Source organism: Pseudomonas sp. RA_5y_Pfl1_P24, from assembly GCF_963970945.1.
Classification (GTDB): Bacteria; Pseudomonadota; Gammaproteobacteria; order Pseudomonadales; family Pseudomonadaceae; genus Aquipseudomonas; species Aquipseudomonas tritici.
In genome coordinates, this window is sequence record NZ_CAXAOJ010000005.1 from 59057 (window position 1) to 75548 (window position 16492).

Sequence of the window (16492 nt, forward strand, 5' to 3'; positions counted from 1 at the left end):
TAGGCAGGCTAATGGTTCGTTGTAAGAGCCATCTAGCGCTAATTTCATAGGTCCAATATGCCGCCCATTGCGCCGCCGTTGTCGTTCAACCCTGCCGGTATCGAGCTGGATCGCCGTCAGGGGCTGACGCGCCAGCTGTACGAAGCGCTGCGTCAACGCGTGCTGGACGGGCGACTGGCCAGCGGCACGCGCCTACCCGCCAGTCGTGACTTGGCGGCTGCACTGTCGATCTCGCGGAACAGCGTGGTGCGCGCTTACGATCAACTGTACGCGGAAGGGTTTATTGAAAGCCGAGTAGGCGATGGCACTTACGTCGCTCAATTGCCTACGGCAAAAAAACTATCCACAAAAGTATCCACAGGGTTTTCAACAAGCTTATCCCCAGCCTTATCCACAAATTGGTTGGATTTGCCGGTTAACTCAGCCAGTGAAGTTATCCACAGGCCTGCTTTTGGGCGTGTGCAAACTCACCATTTACCGGTTCCACCTCCCGGGCCACCAAGGGCGTTTCGGGTCGGTGTTCCGGCATTCGATCTGTTTCCATTTGAGGTATGGGCCAAGCTGAATGGGGCTTTCTGGCGCAAGCCCGACTTGGCACAACTCTGTTATGGCGACCCGGCGGGGGACGACCGCTTGCGTGGCCTGATTGCCGCGTACCTGCGCAGCTCGCGGGGCATGCAGTGCTCAGCTGAACAAATTGTGATCACCAGTGGCGCGCAGCAGGCAATCAGCCTTTGTGCACAGCTGCTGGTGGAGCCCGGCGATGGCGTGGCGGTGGAAAACCCCGGCTACCGGGCCGCAGGGCATGCGTTCGCCCTGGCAGGCGGGCAGCTGCACGGTGTGCCAGTGGACGGCGAGGGCATCGATTGTCAGGTGCTCAACCGCCTGCAGGATTGCCGTGTGGCCTATGTCACGCCTTCACATCAGTATCCGTTGGGCGTGGTAATGAGCCTGGCGCGGCGCCTGGAATTGCTGGCCTGGGCCGAACGCACGGATGGCTGGATCATCGAAGACGATTACGACGGAGAGTACCGCTACAGTGGCGCGCCGCTCTCGCCGCTCGCCGCCTTGGACCGCAACGGGCGGGTGCTCTACGTCGGCACCTTTGGCAAAGTAGCCTTTCCGGCGTTGCGCCTCGGTTACCTGGTATTGCCACCGGCGTTGGTAGACGCCTTCGCCCGGCGCCGCGCCGTGGACATGCGCCACTCCGAGGTCAGCACCCAGGCGGTGATGGCTGAATTCATGGCGACCGGGCATTTCCAGCGGCACATTCGCCGCATGCGCCGGGCCGCGTTGAGCCGCCGCAATGTGTTGTTGGCGGGTTGGCCCAGCGGTCTGCCGGGTGTGGGAGAACTGCCCAGCGTTGCGGCGGGGCTGCATGTGACGGTGCGTGTCGACAGCCGGGCCCGCGAGCAGCAGTTGCTGGCGCAGGCCCACGCGGCGGATGTCGAGGTCAACGGCCTGAGCGCTTACTGGCTGGCGCAATCAATCACGCCAGTGGATCAGCGCGCAGGCCTGGTATTGGGGTTCGCCGCGGTGCCCGAAGCGGACATGGCCTCGGCACTGGCGCGATTGCGCCAGGCCTGGCAATGCTGATCAGGTGCCCGATTTGATTTTGGTCCAGGCCCGTGTCCGCACACGTTCCGCATCACGCCCCAAGGGTTTCAAGGTGTACAGCGTGGCCATCGCCGCCTCGGTGGGGTATAGGTTTGCGTTGTTGCGAATCGCCGGGTCGACCAACTCGGTCGCGTCCTTGTTGGGGTTGGGGTAACCGACGAAATCGCTGACCGGCGCGATCACCTGTGGCTGCAGCAGGTAGTTGATAAAGGTGTAGGCGTCCTGAGGGTTTTGCGCGCCCTTAGGGATGGCGAGCATGTCGAACCAGATCGGCGCGCCTTCTTTGGGCAGGCGCATGTCCACCGTCACACCATTCTTGGCTTCCTTGGCGCGGTTGGCGGCCTGGGAGAAGCTGCCCGAGTAACCCACGGCCACGCAGATGTCGCCGTTGGCGATATCGGCCATGTACTTGGAGGAGTGGAAGTAGGTGATGTAGGGGCGGATCTTCATCAGCAGCGCTTCAGCCTTGGCGTAGTCCTTGGGGTTGCTGCTGTTGGGGTCCAGGCCCAGGTGCTGCAAGGCCAGTGGCAGGATCTCCGAGGGCGAATCGAGAAAGGCCACGCCGCATTGCTTGAGCTTGCTGATATTTTCTTCCTTGAAGATCAGGTCCCAACTGTCTACCGGTGCGTTCGGCCCCAGTGCGGCCTTGACCTTGTCGGGGTTGAAGCCGATCAGGATGGTGCCGTACATGTAGGGCACGGCGAATTTGTTGCCGGGGTCGTTGGCTTCGATCAGCTTCATCAGCTTGGGATCGAGGTGGTTCCAGTTGGGTAACTGGCTGCGGTCGAGGGGCTGGAACACCCCGGCTTCGATTTGCTTGGCCAGGAACACGTTGGACGGCACTACCACGTCATAGCCGGAGTTGCCGGTGAGCAGCTTGGCCTCCAGGGCTTCGTTGGTGTCGAAGATGTCGTAAACCAGTTTGATGGTCGGGTTCTGCGCCTTGAAGTCCTCAAGCGCCTTGGGGGTGATGTAGTCGAACCAGTTGTAGACCTTGAGGGTTTTTTCTTCGGCCTGGGCCGCGCCGCTCAAGAGCGTGGCGCATAAGGCGAGGGTAGTGAGCAGCTTCATCGGGTAGCTCCTTGTTCGAAACCTTCGAGCACGTTGACGGCGTTGATGCCGATTTCTTCCACCGCGTAGCCGCCTTCCATGACGAACAGCGTGGGTTTGCCAAGGCGAGCCAGGCGTCGGCCCATGGCCAAATAGTCTGGGCTGTCGAGTTTGAACTGTGAGATCGGATCGTCCTTGAACGTATCTACGCCCAGAGACACCACGATGATGTCGGCGTCATAGCGTTCGGTTTCCTTACAGGCCTCGTCCAGCGCCGCGCTCCATTGATCCCAACCCGAACCGGCAGGCAGCGGATAGTTGAAGTTGAAACCTTCTCCCGCGCCTTCGCCCAGCTCGTCGGCATAGCCGAGGAAGAACGGAAATTCCGCTTCCGGGTGCCCGTGGATAGAGGTGAACAGCACATCGTTGCGCTCATAGAAAATCGACTGGGTGCCGTTGCCGTGATGGTAGTCCACGTCAATGATTGCGACCTTCTTGTGGCCTTGGTCGAGAAATGCCTGGGCCGCGATGGCGGCATTGTTGAGGTAGCAATAACCGCCCATCAAATCGCTGGCGGCGTGATGCCCCGGCGGGCGGCACAGCGCGAAGGCACTGTGGGCGCCTTGCTGGATTGCCTGTTGCGCGGTCAGCGCCACCTGCGCCGCACTGTACGCCGCTTGCCAGGTGCCGGCGGTGATCGGCGCGCCGCCGTCGAAGCTGTAGTAACCCAGTTGGCCGTGCAGGCTGGTGGGCAATACCCGGCGCAACGTACGGGCCGGCCAGGTATACGGCAGCAGGTCGCCGTCGGTGGCGAATTCAGTCCAGCGCGCCCAGGCGCCTTTGAAAAACTCCAGGTAGTCGCGACTGTGGATACGTTGCAGCGGCGCCAGGCCGAAATCCTGCGGCGCCTGCACCGGGCCGAGTTCGCGGTCCTTGACCCGTTGCAGTACATGGTCGGCACGCGACGGCATTTCGAAGCAGGGCATCAGTTGCCCGTCCATCAATTCGCACCGGCCGTGATGCAGGTGATGATCGTCTGAGTAGATCGTCAGCATTTTTTTGTTCTCCGCAGGCTGTATCAGTGGATGCAGTCTTGCGGTGGGACGGTTTTTAGCAAACGGCAAGAGCGGCCAAAAGGGGATAAATACGGCCAAATTGTGTGTCCGCAATTCGCCCCGATAACGTGCATCGGCGCGCCATTACGAAGCGTCAGGGGCGAAATTGACTAGGCGCCACCCCGCTCCAGCGCACAAATGCATGGCGAAAGCTGGCGGTTTCACTGAAACCGAGTTTTTCGGCGATTCGGTAGATTGGCATCTCGTCCTGCCCCAGCAACTGCTTAGCGCGGTCGAAGCGCAGTTCGTCGAGCAGTTCCTGGTAGCTGCTGCCCAAGTCATGCAAATGCCGACGCAAGGTTCGCGCAGAACAGTTCATCTGTTCTGCCAAGCCTTCAATGCCGGGCGCGGCGTGGAGCTGTGCGGCGAGCAGATGGCGGATTCGACCCAGCCAGGCCTGGCGCCCGGTGAACTCCAGGTTCTGCTTGCGACAGCGTTCGGCCACGGTGTGATGGGTGACGGCGTCGGCCAGTGGCAGCGGCTGGTCGAGCCAGCGCTTATCAAACGCAAAGGCATTGGCGCTGGCTTCAAAGTGCAGTGAGCAGGCGAAGCACTCGTGGTAGCGCGCGTGATAGTCCGGCGCGCCGTATTCGAAGCGTGCGCCGAGTAACGGCAGCGGCTGGCCCAGCAGGTCGTCGCAGATGAGTTTCAGCGAAACCAGGCAGAATTCAACATTGAACATTTCCAGCGCGGGCGTTTCCCGGTAATCGGCGGCGGTCAGCCAGATACGCTCGCCGTCGTTTTCCAGGCTCAGCTCGAAAAGTGTTCCCAACAGCGCCGGGTAGCGTAGCGCCAGGCGCAAAGCGTCACCGAAGGTGGCGCAGGTGAGCAGCGCATAACCGAGCATGCCGTAGGACGACACATGCATCTTGCGGCCCAATTCGAGGCCGATATCCCGCCGCAGCGCTACTGCGTTGGCACACACGCGCATCTCCTGGTTGGTGGTGATGCAGGTGTCGGCGCGGCTCAGGTCGGCGGTGCAAATGCCGCTGCCGGCAAGCAACGTTTCAGCGGGAAAGCCTTCGATCTTGAACGCGTTAACGATCAGCGAGACGGCATTGAGGGTGGTGAGGTGGGAGTGCAACATAGGGTCTTCCAGCCACGGGATGGCTGGAAGAAGAGCAAGTTACATGCCGCTCAGCGCAACTCGCCGCACAGGTCCAGCTCCACCAGGCGGCGGACTTCCTGGGTATCTAGCCCGGCACCGATCAGCGCATTGAGCTTGCCGAACGCCGCTTCGCGGGTCATGCCGCCGCCGGACAACACACCCGCGCCGCGCAGGCGACTGCCGGCTTCATAGACGTCCAATTCAACACCGCCTTCATGGCATTGGGTGATGGCAACGACCACAATCCCCTCAGCCTGCGCACGTTGCAGGCTGGCCAGGAACGCGGGGTTGTCGCTCGGCCCGGTGCCACTGCCGAAGCATTCAAGGATCAGTGCCTGGATGCCGCTGTTGAACAGCGCGTCCAGTTGTGCGGCAGCGATACCGGGCACCAGCGGCAGCACGCCGACATTGGCCAACGCTTTCGGCTGGCGGAAATGCAGCGCCGCCGGGATCATATCGGCCTGGGCCACGCCGCCGTTGCGTTGCAGGGCGGCAAACGGATGACGGCCAAAACTGCGGATTTTCGCGCAACGGGTTGGCGCCATCAGCGAGCCATGGAAGTACAGTTGAACACCGGGTGCCAGGCCTGCGCCCAGCGCAACCAACGCACCGCTGACGTTTTCCCAGGCATCACTGTCCGGCACGCCGGCTGGCAGCATGGAGCCGGTGAACACCACCGGTGCCGGCAGACCCAGCAGTTGGAAGCTCATGGCCGCTGCGCTGTAGGCCAGGGTATCGGTGCCGTGCAGGATCAGCACGGCATCGCAGCCTTGGTCCACGGCGTCGATCACTGCTGTGTGCAAACGCTGCCAGTACGCAGGGGTCATGTTGGCGCTGTCGATCAGCGGCGCCATTTCCTGGAAGCGCCACGCAGGCACAGGCTGGTCGGTGAGCTGTTCGCGCATGCGTGCTTCAAAACCGGATGCGGGAGCCAGGCCATTGGCGCTGGCCTGCATGCCAATGGTGCCACCGGTGTAGAGCACCATGACGTTGTTAGCTGGTTGCATCGAGAAATCTCCTGAACGAAAAACGCCGCCGGGCCCAGAGCATGCCCAAGGCCGGGCGGCGTGTCATCTATCTAACTGCGCTCAGCGTTGCGGTTGAGCGTTCAGTTCAGCCGAGGCTGCCGCTTCCGGTTTTGCCGGGTTCGCTGGCCAGGCCTTGCGGTCCAAGTCCAGGTCAGGGAACTGGCTGGAATCGAACACAGGGGTCTTGATGCCTGCCGCACGCTGGTTGTCGTAGTCATTCAGGATGCGCATGGCGATCTTGAACAGGAACGCCAGGGCAAACAGGTTGACGAACGCCAGCAGGGTCATGGTGATGTCGGCAAAGGCGAACACGGTGCCCAGGTTTTCGATCGAACCCCAGAAAATCAGCACCAGCACCAGCGCCCGATAACCCATCAGCACCTTGCGGTTATTGCCGACCAAAAAGCGCAGGTTACTCTCGCCGAGGTAGTAGTTGTACATGATCGAGGTGAACACGAACAACGCCAGGGCCACCGAGATGAACATGCGACCCCAATCGCCCACTACCGCTGCCAGGGAGTTCTGGGTCAGGGCAATGCCGTCGCCTTCAAAGCCCGGCGTGTAGAAACCGGAGAGCAGGATCAGCAATGCAGTACAGGTGCAGATCACGAAGGTGTCGAGGAACACGCTGAACGCCTGGACCACGCCTTGGGCGATCGGGTGTTCCACGGAAGCCACCGCCGCCACGTTAGGCGCACTGCCCAAACCGGCTTCGTTGGCGAACACGCCGCGTTTCACACCCATGATGATCGCGCTGCCTACCAGGCCACCGAAGGCTTGGTCGAGGCCGAAGGCGCTCTTGACGATGGTCGCGAGCATGGCTGGCACTTGGTCGAATTGCAGCACGATCACGTACAGGGTTACCGCGATGTAGATCAGGGTTTTGACCGGCACCAGCAGGTCGGCGATCGAGGCGATGCGCTTGATCCCGCCGATGAACACCAGGCCCAGCAATACCGCCAGCGCCAGGCCGGTGTAGGTGGTGTCCAGGCCAAAGGCGTTGTTCAGCGAGTGCGTCACGGCGTGCGCTTGCAGGCCGTTGAAGGCAAAGCCGAACGTCACCAGCAGCAGGAACGCCATGACCATCCCCAACCAGCGTTTTTGCAGGCCGTGCTGGATGTAGTAAGCCGGGCCGCCACGGTAGGTGCCTTCGGCGTCGGTGCGTTTGTAGAGCTGGCCGAGGGAGCACTCGATGAAACTCGAAGACATGCCCACCAACGCGGTGACCCACATCCAGAACACGGCGCCCGGGCCACCCAGGGTCACGGCAATGCCGACACCGGCAATGTTACCGGCACCCACACGGCCGGCCAGGCTGAGCATCAGCGCCTGGAACGAGCTGAGCTGGCCAGCGCTGCTTTTCAGGCTGTCTTTAAACACCGAAAACATGTGGAAGAAGTGACGAAATTGAACGAAACGCGAGCGAATCGTGAAATAACCGCCGAGCCCGACAATGAGCACGATCAGTACTTTCCCTGAGAGGAAGTCGTTGATGACTTCGAGCATGGAGTGTTCCTCGCTGATTTTTCTAATGGCAAACTCAGGACGGTTCGACGCCGTCGCATCGCACCAGGCAGTGCGCGACAGTTCGACCCCAATCCTTTTGCGGGTTGTTATTCATGCGGTTTCGCGCAGTTTCAGGGCCTCGTTACCGACGGCCGCAGACGCGAGAGGGGCGGCACTATACCTAGGCGAACGTGATTCGTCTGCTCGGGCTGATTAAAGGTTTCAGCCACGCAGTGGCGGTCAAGGTGGGTTTGCAGGGCGATATTGGAGTTTTTATGGGCGTCATTTCGCAACCTCAAGGCAAAAAAAGGGCCTGAAGAACGAGCCTTCAGGCCCTCAAAAGGTGAGAGGTGTCTAGTCCCTCAACCTGGTGAGCGGTGCAACAAACGCTTAGGCCTTCAATGGGACCAAGCGTGGGGCAATCATGTTTTCGGGGCGCAGGATGTCGTCGAGCATGGCGTCGTCGAGCAAGCCTTCTTCGCGCACCAGTTCCAGCACGCCACGCCCGCTTTCAAGGGCGATACGGGCGATGCGGGTAGCGTTTTCATAGCCGATGTAAGGGTTCAGCGCGGTGACCAGGCCGATGGAATGCTCCACCAGTTCGCGGCAGCGGGCTTCGTTGGCGGTGATGCCGACGATGCAGTGCTCGCGCAGCATGTCCATGGAGCGTTGCAGCAGGCGGATCGAGTCGAAGATCTTGAAGGCGATCAGCGGTTCCATCACGTTCAGTTGCAGTTGGCCGCCTTCGGCTGCCATGGTCAGCGCCAGGTCGTTGCCGATGACTTGGAACGCGACCTGGTTAACGGCTTCCGGGATGACCGGGTTGACCTTGCCGGGCATGATCGAGCTGCCTGGCTGGCGTGCCGGCAGGTTGATTTCGTTGATGCCGGTACGTGGGCCGCTGGATAGCAGGCGCAGGTCGTTGCAAATCTTCGACAGTTTCACCGCGGTCCGCTTGAGCATGCCGGAGAACAGCACGAACGCGCCCATGTCGGAGGTGGCTTCGATCAGGTCGGCAGCCGGTACCAGCGGCTGGCCGCTGATGGTTGCCAGACGCTGAACGGCCAGGGCCTGGTAACGCGGGTCGGCGTTGATGCCGGTGCCGATGGCGGTGCCGCCCAGGTTCACTTCGGTCAGCAGTTCTGGCGCCAGGGTTTTCAGGCGGGCCAAGTCTTCGCTGAGGGTAGTGGCGAAGGCGCGGAATTCCTGGCCGAGCGTCATCGGCACGGCGTCTTGCAATTGGGTACGGCCCATTTTCAGCACGTGGCTGAACTCGACGCCCTTGGCAGCGAACGCCTGTATCAGGCTGTCGAGGCTGGCCAGCAACGCGTCATGGCCCAGCAGCAGACCCAGGCGGATCGCGGTCGGGTAGGCGTCGTTGGTCGACTGCGCCATGTTCACGTCGTTGTTCGGGTGCAGGTACTGGTATTCGCCCTTGTTGTGGCCCATGGCCTCCAACGCGATGTTGGCGATGACTTCGTTGGCATTCATGTTGGTTGAAGTGCCGGCGCCGCCTTGAATCATGTCCACCACGAATTCTTCGTGGAAATCGCCGCGGATCAGGCGGGCACAGGCTTCGCTGATGGCAGCGTGCTTGGCTTCGCTGAGCTGGCCCAACTCGCGGTTGGCGTCAGCGGCTGCTTGCTTGACCATTGCCAGGCCGACCACCAATTTCGGGTAATGCGAAATCGGAACGCCCGAGAGGCGGAAGTTATTCACCGCTCGCAGGGTCTGGATGCCGTAATACGCTTGGGCAGGTACTTCGAGTACGCCAAGCAGGTCTTTTTCTGTGCGGAATGATGCAGCGGAGGACATGACGAAAATCATCTCAATAGGGACCCGGAACAGGCCGGAACGCTGTGAATGCTAGGCGTGTAGACGTTTTTGGGCCAATGCTGTTAAGCACTGGCCTATGCGCAAACGGCATAATGCGCATGTGACCCAGCTATGATGGCGGGCGTGTGTGCCAAAATGGTGCGTACCCGTGGGAGGAAGTGATGAACCTTGAGAGCAAATGGCTGGAAGACTTCAGTGCCCTGGCGGCAACGCGCAGTTTTTCCCAGGCGGCAGAGCGGCGCTTCGTCACCCAGCCGGCGTTCAGCCGACGCATCCGCAGCCTGGAAGCTGCGCTAGGCCTGACCTTGGTCAACCGCTCACGCACCCCGGTGGAGCTGACGGCGGCAGGGCAGCTGTTTTTGGTCACCGCGCGCACCGTGGTCGAACAGCTCGGTGAAGTGCTGCGCCATTTGCATCATCTGGAAGGCGGGCAGGGCGAAGTCATGCAAGTGGCGGCTGCCCACTCCCTGGCACTGGGCTTCTTCCCGCGCTGGATCGCGCAACTGCGCAACGAAGGATTGAACATCGCCACGCGGCTGGTTGCGACCAACGTCGGCGATGCCGTGCACGCCCTGCGCGAAGGCGGTTGCGACCTGATGCTCGCGTTCTACGATCCCGACGCGGCGATGCAGATGGACGCCGAAATCTTCCCGTCCTTGCACCTGGGCAACACCGAAATGCTCCCGGTATGCGCCGCCGATGCCGACGGCAAGCCACTGTTCGACCTGGAAGGCGAGGGCAGCGTGCCGTTGCTGGCCTACAGCGCCGGTGCGTTTCTCGGGCGTTCGGTGAACTTGCTGCTGCGCCAGCGTGCGCTGCGCTTTACCACGGTTTACGAAACCGCCATGGCGGACAGCCTCAAAAGCATGGCCTTGGAAGGGTTGGGCATCGCCTGGGTGCCGCAGCTCAGCGTACGCGCTGAACTGGCGCGCGGGGAATTGGTGGTGTGCGGCGGGCCGCAATGGCATGTGCCGCTGGAGATTCGTTTGTATCGCTGTGCGTTGGTGCGCAAGGCGAACGTGCGGTTGTTGTGGCGCAAACTGGAAGGTGGCGCGGCGCAAGGCACCTGAGGGCGACGAAAATCAAATGTGGGAGCGGCGGTTCGACGCGTCGACTTGCTCGCTCCCACATGATTCTTCAGCGCTTTTGACTGACTCATAAGTCAATAAAACCGCCACTTTGCGCCGCTAGACAGATGGTCATCCAAGGGGCTGTTTATCTTAATTATTACGGTATACTGCGCGGCCTTCGGCCGGTCCAACTGGCCCAATTTCGTACAACAAGCCACGCCGGATTTCCCGCGTGGCTTGTTGTTTTTTGACGCGCCCGCGGGCGCCCAGAGAGAAGAGGCACGACGATGAGTGCATTGGTTGGCGTGATCATGGGCTCCAAGTCCGATTGGTCCACCCTTAGCCACACCGCCGATATGCTGGAAAAACTCGGCATTCCGTATGAAGTGAAGGTGGTCTCCGCCCACCGCACCCCGGATTTGCTGTTCCAGTATGCCGATGAAGCAGAATCCCGTGGCATTGAGGTGATCATTGCCGGTGCCGGCGGTGCAGCGCACTTGCCTGGCATGTGTGCGGCCAAGACGCACCTGCCGGTGCTTGGTGTGCCGGTGCAGTCGGCGATGCTCTCGGGCGTGGATTCGCTGTTGTCCATCGTGCAGATGCCCGCCGGCATTCCGGTGGCGACCCTGGCGATCGGCAAAGCCGGCGCGATCAACGCCGCTTTGCTGTCCGCCAGCATCCTGGGCGCCAAGCACCCGCAGTTCCACGCGGTGCTGAAAAAATTCCGTGCTGAGCAGACAGACAGCGTGCTGGACAATCCAGACCCACGTATCGCCTGAGGTTGTTGACGATGAAAATCGGTGTAATCGGTGGCGGCCAATTGGGCCGCATGCTGGCCTTGGCGGGCACCCCGCTGGGGATGAACTTCGCTTTCCTGGACCCGGCGCCGGACGCCTGCGCGTCCGCCTTGGGTGAACACCTGCGGGCTGACTACAGCGACCCGGACCACCTGCGCCAACTGGCCGACGAAGTCGACCTGGTGACCTTCGAGTTCGAAAGCGTTCCGGCTGAAACCGTAGCGTTCCTGTCGCAGTTCGTGCCGGTCTATCCGAGCGCTGAAGCCTTGCGCATTGCCCGCGACCGCTGGTTTGAGAAAAGTATGTTCAAGGACTTGGGCATTCCGACCCCAGCCTTCGCCGACATCCAGTCCCAGGCGGACCTGGACGCCGCTGTCGCCAACATCGGCCTGCCGGCCGTGCTGAAAACCCGCACCCTGGGTTATGACGGCAAGGGCCAGAAAGTTCTGCGCACTGCCGCCGATGTGATTGGTACCTTTACCGAACTGGGCAGCGTCGCGTGCCTGTTGGAAGGCTTCGTGCCGTTCACTGGTGAAGTCTCGCTGATCGCTGTGCGTGCTCGTGATGGCGAAACCCGCTTCTACCCGTTGGTGCACAACACCCACGACAGTGGCATTCTCAAGCTGTCCGTGGCCAGCACTGATCACCCGCTGCAGGCGCTGGCCGAAGATTATTCCAGTCGTGTGCTCACGCAACTGGACTATGTGGGCGTGATGGCGTTCGAGTTCTTTGAAGTCGACGGTGGCCTGAAGGCCAACGAAATCGCCCCGCGCGTGCACAATTCCGGGCACTGGACCACCGAAGGTGCCGAGTGCAGCCAGTTCGAAAACCACCTGCGGGCGGTTGCGGGCTTGCCGCTGGGTTCCACGGCCAAGGTCGGCGAAAGCGCCATGCTCAACTTCATCGGTGTGGTACCGCCGGTGGAAAAAGTCATCGCCATCGACGACTGTCACCTGCATCACTACGGCAAGGTCTTCAAGGCCGGGCGCAAGGTCGGTCACGCCAACCTGCGCTGCAAAGACCGTGCGACTCTCGAAGCGCAGATCCTCAAGGTCGAGGCGCTGATCGCCGAACAATAACTCAGGGATCGGCGGGAACCATTCGGTGACCGCCATCCTCTGATTGCAGGATGCCCAAGCCTGACTAGGCTTTGGCATAGTTCACTTTCAATCAGAGGGAAATGCCATGGGTATCATCGGAACCATCTTTATCGGCTTGATCGTCGGTCTGCTCGCGCGTTTCCTCAAGCCTGGCGACGACAGCATGGGCTGGATCATGACCATCCTGTTAGGTATCGCCGGCTCTCTGGCCGCGACCTACGGTGGTCAGGCACTGGGTATCTACCAGGCGGGTCAAGGCGCAGGCTTCCTCGGTGCCTTGGTCGGCGCCATCGTGCTGCTGGTGATCTACGGCTTGATCAAAAGAAAGTAATCAGCCGACAAAGTCCTCTGCGCTGCGCAGGCGCAGAGGGCTAGAATGCTCGGCACTTGTACTTGCGAGCTTCTCCATGCGCCGTCTTCTATTGACTCTCCTCTTGCTGGGCTCTGGCCTGGCACACGCCGGCGAACTGCCGGAAACCGACTGGCTCGACCTGATGCCGCTGTCGGATCAAAAAGCCCTCGAAGCCATGCCCGAGATCGACCACAACTCGCCCGAAGCCCAAGGCACCTTTACCGACAAAGGCGGCTTGAAGCAGAGCAAGGGCTTGCCGGCGGTGATGTATTCCGCCAAGACCGTGGCGGCCATGAACGGCAAGAACATCCGCATCGGCGGCTACCCGGTGCCGTTGGAAACCGACGCCAAGGGCCGCAGCACGCTGTTCTTCCTGGTGCCGTATCCGGGCGCGTGTATCCATGTGCCGCCACCGCCGCCTAACCAATTAGTGTTGGTGCGTTATCCCAAAGGGCTGAAGCTGAATGATATTTACACGCCGCTGTGGGTCACGGGCACGTTGAAGGTGGAGAAGGTCAACAACGACTTGGCCGACGCCGCCTATGCCCTGGATGCGGGGAAGGTACGGGTGGTGAAGGAATCTGATCTCTAGGGCTCAACACCCATCAATGTGGGAGCTGGTTTGCCTGCGATAGCATCGGCTCGGTGTCACTGATACACCGAATCGTCTGCATCGCAGGCAAAGCTCCCACATTTTGATCGGCGTTTACAGGGCGATACCGGCGATGCTCACGCCCAGCGTGTGGCTTTCACCGGGTGCCAGGCTTATCACATCATCCAGCACATTCGCTGTTTCGATGCACAGCATGCCTGTCCAGCCATCGTCAGCCATGTCATCAAAGGCCTTGGCACGCTCGGTCCAGGGGTTCCAGATCACGGTCGACTTCGAACCCTGGCTGGTGAGCTGGATACGGCGCTGCCAGTCGTTATCGATGATGCTCAACTGCGCGGGTGTATCCAGGTAGATTCGGTCGGTCTCGCCGGTGAAGTGCAGCAGCCCGGATTGCTGTTTTGTGCTCCAGCCGTCGGCGGTATCGATATACGCCGATCCGTCCAGCCCTTCGACCTGCACGTTGCGCACATCGCTCACGGCGAAATAAGTGTGCAGCGCCTGGCTGAAGGTCACGGTGTCGGTGCCATGGTTGTGGCTGGTGAGGCGGATATGCAGTTGGTCGTCGAGCAGCAGGCTGAGTGTCAGGTCGACTTGATGGGGCCAGCCAGGGAAGCTGCCCGCGGGTACTGGCAGCATCAGGTCAACGCGCAATGCCTCGCCTTCAAGCCTGGTAGCGGCCAATTCCCAGCGTGCTGTGCGCGCAAAACCGTGCGCGCCGGCAGGCTGATCGCTTTGACGCATCGCCTTGACGCTCAGGGGGTTGCGGTCGAACACGCCAAACCACGGCCAACACACGGGGACACCAGTACGAATGCCTTTGCCTTGTTTGAACACCGCTTCAGGGTTCGGCCAGATCAGCGGCTGCTCGCCGTCGCGTCCGTAACTGAAGATATGTGCGCCCTGTTGGGCCACCATCAGTTCGGCGCCGTTGTGGCGGATGCGCCAGCAATCCAGCTCGTCGATTTTCACGGTCTCAACGTGGGGCGTAGGCATAGCAACACTCTTCAATGGCAGGCAATGGGGCAATTGACCGTCAAAACCGTGTGAGGTTTAACGCGCGCGTGACGGTACCGAGCGCGTACGGCCGCTGCCATCGATGGCGACGAACACGAATACGGCCTCGGTGACCTTGCGCCATTCGCTGGACAGCGGGTCGTCGCTCCACACTTCGACCATCATCTGGATCGAGCTGCGGCCGATTTCCAGGGCCTGGGTATAGAAGGAAAGCTGTGCGCCCACCGCGACCGGCACAAGGAACGCCATGCGATCAATCGCCACGGTGGCGACACGCCCGCCCGCGACCTTGCTGGCCATGGCTGTGCCGGCAAGGTCCATCTGCGCGACCAGCCAGCCGCCGAAGATATCGCCGAAACCGTTGGTTTCACGTGGAAGCGCGGTGATTTGCAGGGCGAGATCGCCTTGCGGGATTGGATCTTCTTGTTCGAGTTCGATCATGCCGAGGGCCTCTGACCCGTGACGCTTCATGGGTATTTCAAGTGGATAGCCGTCTTATGGAAAAACGTTTGAGCACCAACATACACCGCGTGATGCATTTCTCGTAAGGCGTACTAAAGGGAAACTCTGCCAAATCGGCTGGACGGCACCCAACAACGTTTTGGCACAGCAGCCCCTCAAGACTGCGGTTCTTGCGCCTGCAAGGGCCGAGTATATCGGGACCCTGGCGCCACGACGACCTCTGGGGGCTCATTTGGTCGGCAATTCGCGGCTGTATGGGGGCTTTTTGTGACAACTGTGCTTCTGGTGTGCTTTTCCGGGCGATTTGCTATCTTGCCGAACCTGCTCCGGCCCTTCCAGCACCTCGGGCTTGCCGTTCTGACTAATAAGAGAAGCCTTGCCATGTCCTCCGTGCCTGCAAGCAGTGCGCAACCTTCGCGCCCGCTGACCCGCAACGACTACAAAACCCTGTCGCTGTCTGCCTTGGGCGGGGCGTTGGAGTTTTATGATTTCATCATTTTCGTGTTTTTCGCCACCGTGGTCGGGAAACTCTTCTTCCCCCTCGACATGCCCGAATGGCTGCGCATGATGCAGACCTTCGGCATCTTCGCCGCGGGTTACCTGGCACGCCCGTTGGGCGGCATCATCATGGCGCACTTCGGTGACCTACTGGGTCGCAAGAAGATGTTCACCCTGAGCATCTTCATGATGGCCGTGCCGACCCTGATCATGGGCCTGCTGCCGACTTACGCGCAGATCGGCCTGTGGGCGCCAGTCCTGCTACTGCTGATGCGCATCATCCAGGGCGCAGCCATTGGTGGCGAAGTACCCGGCGCCTGGGTGTTTGTCTCCGAGCACGTACCGCCACGCCATATCGGCTACGCCTGCGGCACCCTGACCAGCGGCCTGACCGCCGGCATTTTGCTGGGTTCGCTGGTGGCCACCGCCATTAACACGCTTTATACCCCGGAGCAGGTCTCCGATTACGCCTGGCGGATCCCGTTCCTGCTAGGCGGTGTGTTCGGCCTGCTGTCGGTGTACCTGCGCCGGTGGCTGCATGAAACACCGATCTTCGCCGAGATGCAGCAACGCAAGACCCTGGCCGCCGAGTTACCGTTGCGCGCCGTGTTGCGCGACCACCGTGGCGCCATCTTGCTGTCGATGCTGCTGACCTGGCTGCTGTCCGCCGGCGTCGTGGTGGTCATCCTGATGACCCCGACTGTGCTGCAAACCGTTTACCACTTCAGCCCGACCGTGGCGCTGCAGGCCAACAGCCTGGCCATCGTCACCCTGAGCCTGGGCTGCATCGCCTCGGGCGCCCTGGCCGACCGTTTCGGCGCCGGCCGCGTGCTGATCGTCGGTTGTGCGCTGTTACTGGCGACTTCCTGGACGCTGTATCACAGCCTGATGGCCCACCCGGACTGGCTGTTCCCGCTGTACGCCTTGACCGGGCTGTTCGTAGGCACCATCGGCGTAGTGCCATACGTGATGGTCAAGGCCTTCCCGCCCGTGGTGCGCTTCAGCGGGTTGTCGTTCTCCTACAACGTGGCCTACGCCGTGTTCGGCGGGCTGACGCCGCTGGCCGTGTCGCTGTTGATGAAAGAAAGCCCGATGGGCCCGGCCTACTACGTTGCCGCGCTGTGTGTGATGGGGATGGTGGTGGGTGGGTATCTCTGGAAGCGCTCCCGCTGATTGTTTGATAACGATCACTCCCACGGCCTGCGTGGGAGTGATGGCCGTTCCTCGCTTTATCCCCTCCCTTGCCAATAGTGGCCTTTCATCTAACTGTCACATTCTCGACATAGAGTGTTCACACGGCCTCCTGATACTTGGCCCCGATCCAAT

General features: G+C 61.1%; 15 protein-coding genes. 7 read left to right on the plus strand and 8 right to left on the minus strand.

Annotation, left to right across the window (positions count from 1 at the left end):
• The first annotated feature begins 57 nt into the window (after positions 1–57).
• On the plus strand, positions 58–1596 hold the full coding sequence (gene pdxR, locus AACY30_RS09290) for a MocR-like pyridoxine biosynthesis transcription factor PdxR (RefSeq protein WP_339540202.1): 1539 nt from the start codon (positions 58–60) through the stop codon (positions 1594–1596).
• On the opposite strand, the gene AACY30_RS09295 is transcribed toward pdxR, so the two are convergent.
• The 6 genes from AACY30_RS09295 to aspA form a co-directional block, all read right to left on the minus strand.
• Positions 1597–2688 carry a polyamine ABC transporter substrate-binding protein gene (locus AACY30_RS09295; RefSeq protein ID WP_339472157.1) on the minus strand — a complete coding sequence of 364 codons (1092 nt, stop codon included), beginning with the start codon at positions 2686–2688 and terminating at the stop codon, positions 1597–1599.
• Positions 2685–3722, minus strand: coding sequence for a histone deacetylase family protein (locus AACY30_RS09300; RefSeq protein ID WP_339472158.1), 1038 nt, complete (start codon positions 3720–3722; stop codon positions 2685–2687). Before AACY30_RS09300 ends, AACY30_RS09295 begins: the two co-directional genes overlap by 4 nt.
• 154 nt (positions 3723–3876) lie before the next feature.
• On the minus strand, positions 3877–4869 hold the full coding sequence (locus tag AACY30_RS09305) for an AraC family transcriptional regulator (RefSeq protein WP_339472159.1): 993 nt from the start codon (positions 4867–4869) through the stop codon (positions 3877–3879).
• A 50-nt stretch (positions 4870–4919) separates the two neighbouring features.
• The gene (locus tag AACY30_RS09310) at positions 4920–5897 is read right to left on the minus strand and encodes an asparaginase (RefSeq protein ID WP_339472160.1); all 978 of its coding nucleotides are present in this window, start codon (positions 5895–5897) and stop codon (positions 4920–4922) included.
• Between the two features lie 81 nt (positions 5898–5978).
• Complete coding sequence (locus AACY30_RS09315) at positions 5979–7424, minus strand: alanine/glycine:cation symporter family protein (protein WP_339418651.1); 1446 nt, start codon at positions 7422–7424, stop codon at positions 5979–5981.
• A gap of 390 nt (positions 7425–7814) precedes the next feature.
• Positions 7815–9239, minus strand: coding sequence for an aspartate ammonia-lyase (gene aspA / locus AACY30_RS09320; protein WP_339418656.1), 1425 nt, complete (start codon positions 9237–9239; stop codon positions 7815–7817).
• A 182-nt stretch (positions 9240–9421) separates the two neighbouring features.
• On the opposite strand from aspA, the gene AACY30_RS09325 reads away from it, so the two are divergent.
• The 5 genes from AACY30_RS09325 (at position 9422) to AACY30_RS09345 (ending at position 13171) form a co-directional block, all read left to right on the plus strand.
• The gene (locus tag AACY30_RS09325) at positions 9422–10330 is read left to right on the plus strand and encodes a LysR substrate-binding domain-containing protein (RefSeq protein ID WP_076952091.1); all 909 of its coding nucleotides are present in this window, start codon (positions 9422–9424) and stop codon (positions 10328–10330) included.
• A gap of 287 nt (positions 10331–10617) precedes the next feature.
• Complete coding sequence (gene purE, locus AACY30_RS09330; RefSeq protein WP_003176980.1) at positions 10618–11109, plus strand: 5-(carboxyamino)imidazole ribonucleotide mutase; 492 nt, start codon at positions 10618–10620, stop codon at positions 11107–11109.
• An 11-nt stretch (positions 11110–11120) separates the two neighbouring features.
• Positions 11121–12206, plus strand: coding sequence for a 5-(carboxyamino)imidazole ribonucleotide synthase (locus tag AACY30_RS09335; protein ID WP_339472161.1), 1086 nt, complete (start codon positions 11121–11123; stop codon positions 12204–12206).
• A 106-nt stretch (positions 12207–12312) separates the two neighbouring features.
• Entirely contained in the window at positions 12313–12558 is a 246-nt protein-coding gene (locus AACY30_RS09340; protein WP_003231726.1) for a GlsB/YeaQ/YmgE family stress response membrane protein, read from the plus strand.
• A gap of 76 nt (positions 12559–12634) precedes the next feature.
• Complete coding sequence (locus tag AACY30_RS09345) at positions 12635–13171, plus strand: DUF3299 domain-containing protein (RefSeq protein WP_339540203.1); 537 nt, start codon at positions 12635–12637, stop codon at positions 13169–13171.
• A gap of 114 nt (positions 13172–13285) precedes the next feature.
• On the opposite strand, the gene AACY30_RS09350 is transcribed toward AACY30_RS09345, so the two are convergent.
• A complete protein-coding gene (locus AACY30_RS09350; RefSeq protein WP_339540204.1) occupies positions 13286–14185 on the minus strand; it encodes a D-hexose-6-phosphate mutarotase in 900 nt (299 codons plus the stop codon).
• Between the two features lie 57 nt (positions 14186–14242).
• Positions 14243–14647: an acyl-CoA thioesterase gene (locus AACY30_RS09355; RefSeq protein WP_003176975.1), complete on the minus strand. Its 405-nt coding sequence runs from the start codon at positions 14645–14647 to the stop codon at positions 14243–14245.
• Between the two features lie 402 nt (positions 14648–15049).
• Between AACY30_RS09355 and AACY30_RS09360 the strand changes: the two genes are divergently transcribed.
• Positions 15050–16339: an MFS transporter gene (locus tag AACY30_RS09360; protein WP_339540205.1), complete on the plus strand. Its 1290-nt coding sequence runs from the start codon at positions 15050–15052 to the stop codon at positions 16337–16339.
• The last annotated feature ends 153 nt before the right edge of the window (positions 16340–16492 follow it).

Excerpts from the sequence above, each read along its gene's own strand:
- purE (WP_003176980.1), top strand. The coding sequence starts at position 10,618 with ATGAGTGCATTGGTTGGCGTGATCATGGGCTCCAAGTCCGATTGGTCC.
- AACY30_RS09350 (WP_339540204.1), bottom strand. The coding sequence starts at position 14,185 with ATGCCTACGCCCCACGTTGAGACCGTGAAAATCGACGAGCTGGATTGC.
- AACY30_RS09310 (WP_339472160.1), bottom strand. The coding sequence starts at position 5,897 with ATGCAACCAGCTAACAACGTCATGGTGCTCTACACCGGTGGCACCATT.
- pdxR (WP_339540202.1), top strand. The coding sequence starts at position 58 with ATGCCGCCCATTGCGCCGCCGTTGTCGTTCAACCCTGCCGGTATCGAG.
- AACY30_RS09325 (WP_076952091.1), top strand. The coding sequence starts at position 9,422 with ATGAACCTTGAGAGCAAATGGCTGGAAGACTTCAGTGCCCTGGCGGCA.
- AACY30_RS09355 (WP_003176975.1), bottom strand. The coding sequence starts at position 14,647 with ATGATCGAACTCGAACAAGAAGATCCAATCCCGCAAGGCGATCTCGCC.
- AACY30_RS09340 (WP_003231726.1), top strand. The coding sequence starts at position 12,313 with ATGGGTATCATCGGAACCATCTTTATCGGCTTGATCGTCGGTCTGCTC.
- aspA (WP_339418656.1), bottom strand. The coding sequence starts at position 9,239 with ATGTCCTCCGCTGCATCATTCCGCACAGAAAAAGACCTGCTTGGCGTA.
- AACY30_RS09300 (WP_339472158.1), bottom strand. The coding sequence starts at position 3,722 with ATGCTGACGATCTACTCAGACGATCATCACCTGCATCACGGCCGGTGC.
- AACY30_RS09295 (WP_339472157.1), bottom strand. The coding sequence starts at position 2,688 with ATGAAGCTGCTCACTACCCTCGCCTTATGCGCCACGCTCTTGAGCGGC.
- AACY30_RS09305 (WP_339472159.1), bottom strand. The coding sequence starts at position 4,869 with ATGTTGCACTCCCACCTCACCACCCTCAATGCCGTCTCGCTGATCGTT.
- AACY30_RS09335 (WP_339472161.1), top strand. The coding sequence starts at position 11,121 with ATGAAAATCGGTGTAATCGGTGGCGGCCAATTGGGCCGCATGCTGGCC.
- AACY30_RS09360 (WP_339540205.1), top strand. The coding sequence starts at position 15,050 with ATGTCCTCCGTGCCTGCAAGCAGTGCGCAACCTTCGCGCCCGCTGACC.
- AACY30_RS09315 (WP_339418651.1), bottom strand. The coding sequence starts at position 7,424 with ATGCTCGAAGTCATCAACGACTTCCTCTCAGGGAAAGTACTGATCGTG.
- AACY30_RS09345 (WP_339540203.1), top strand. The coding sequence starts at position 12,635 with ATGCGCCGTCTTCTATTGACTCTCCTCTTGCTGGGCTCTGGCCTGGCA.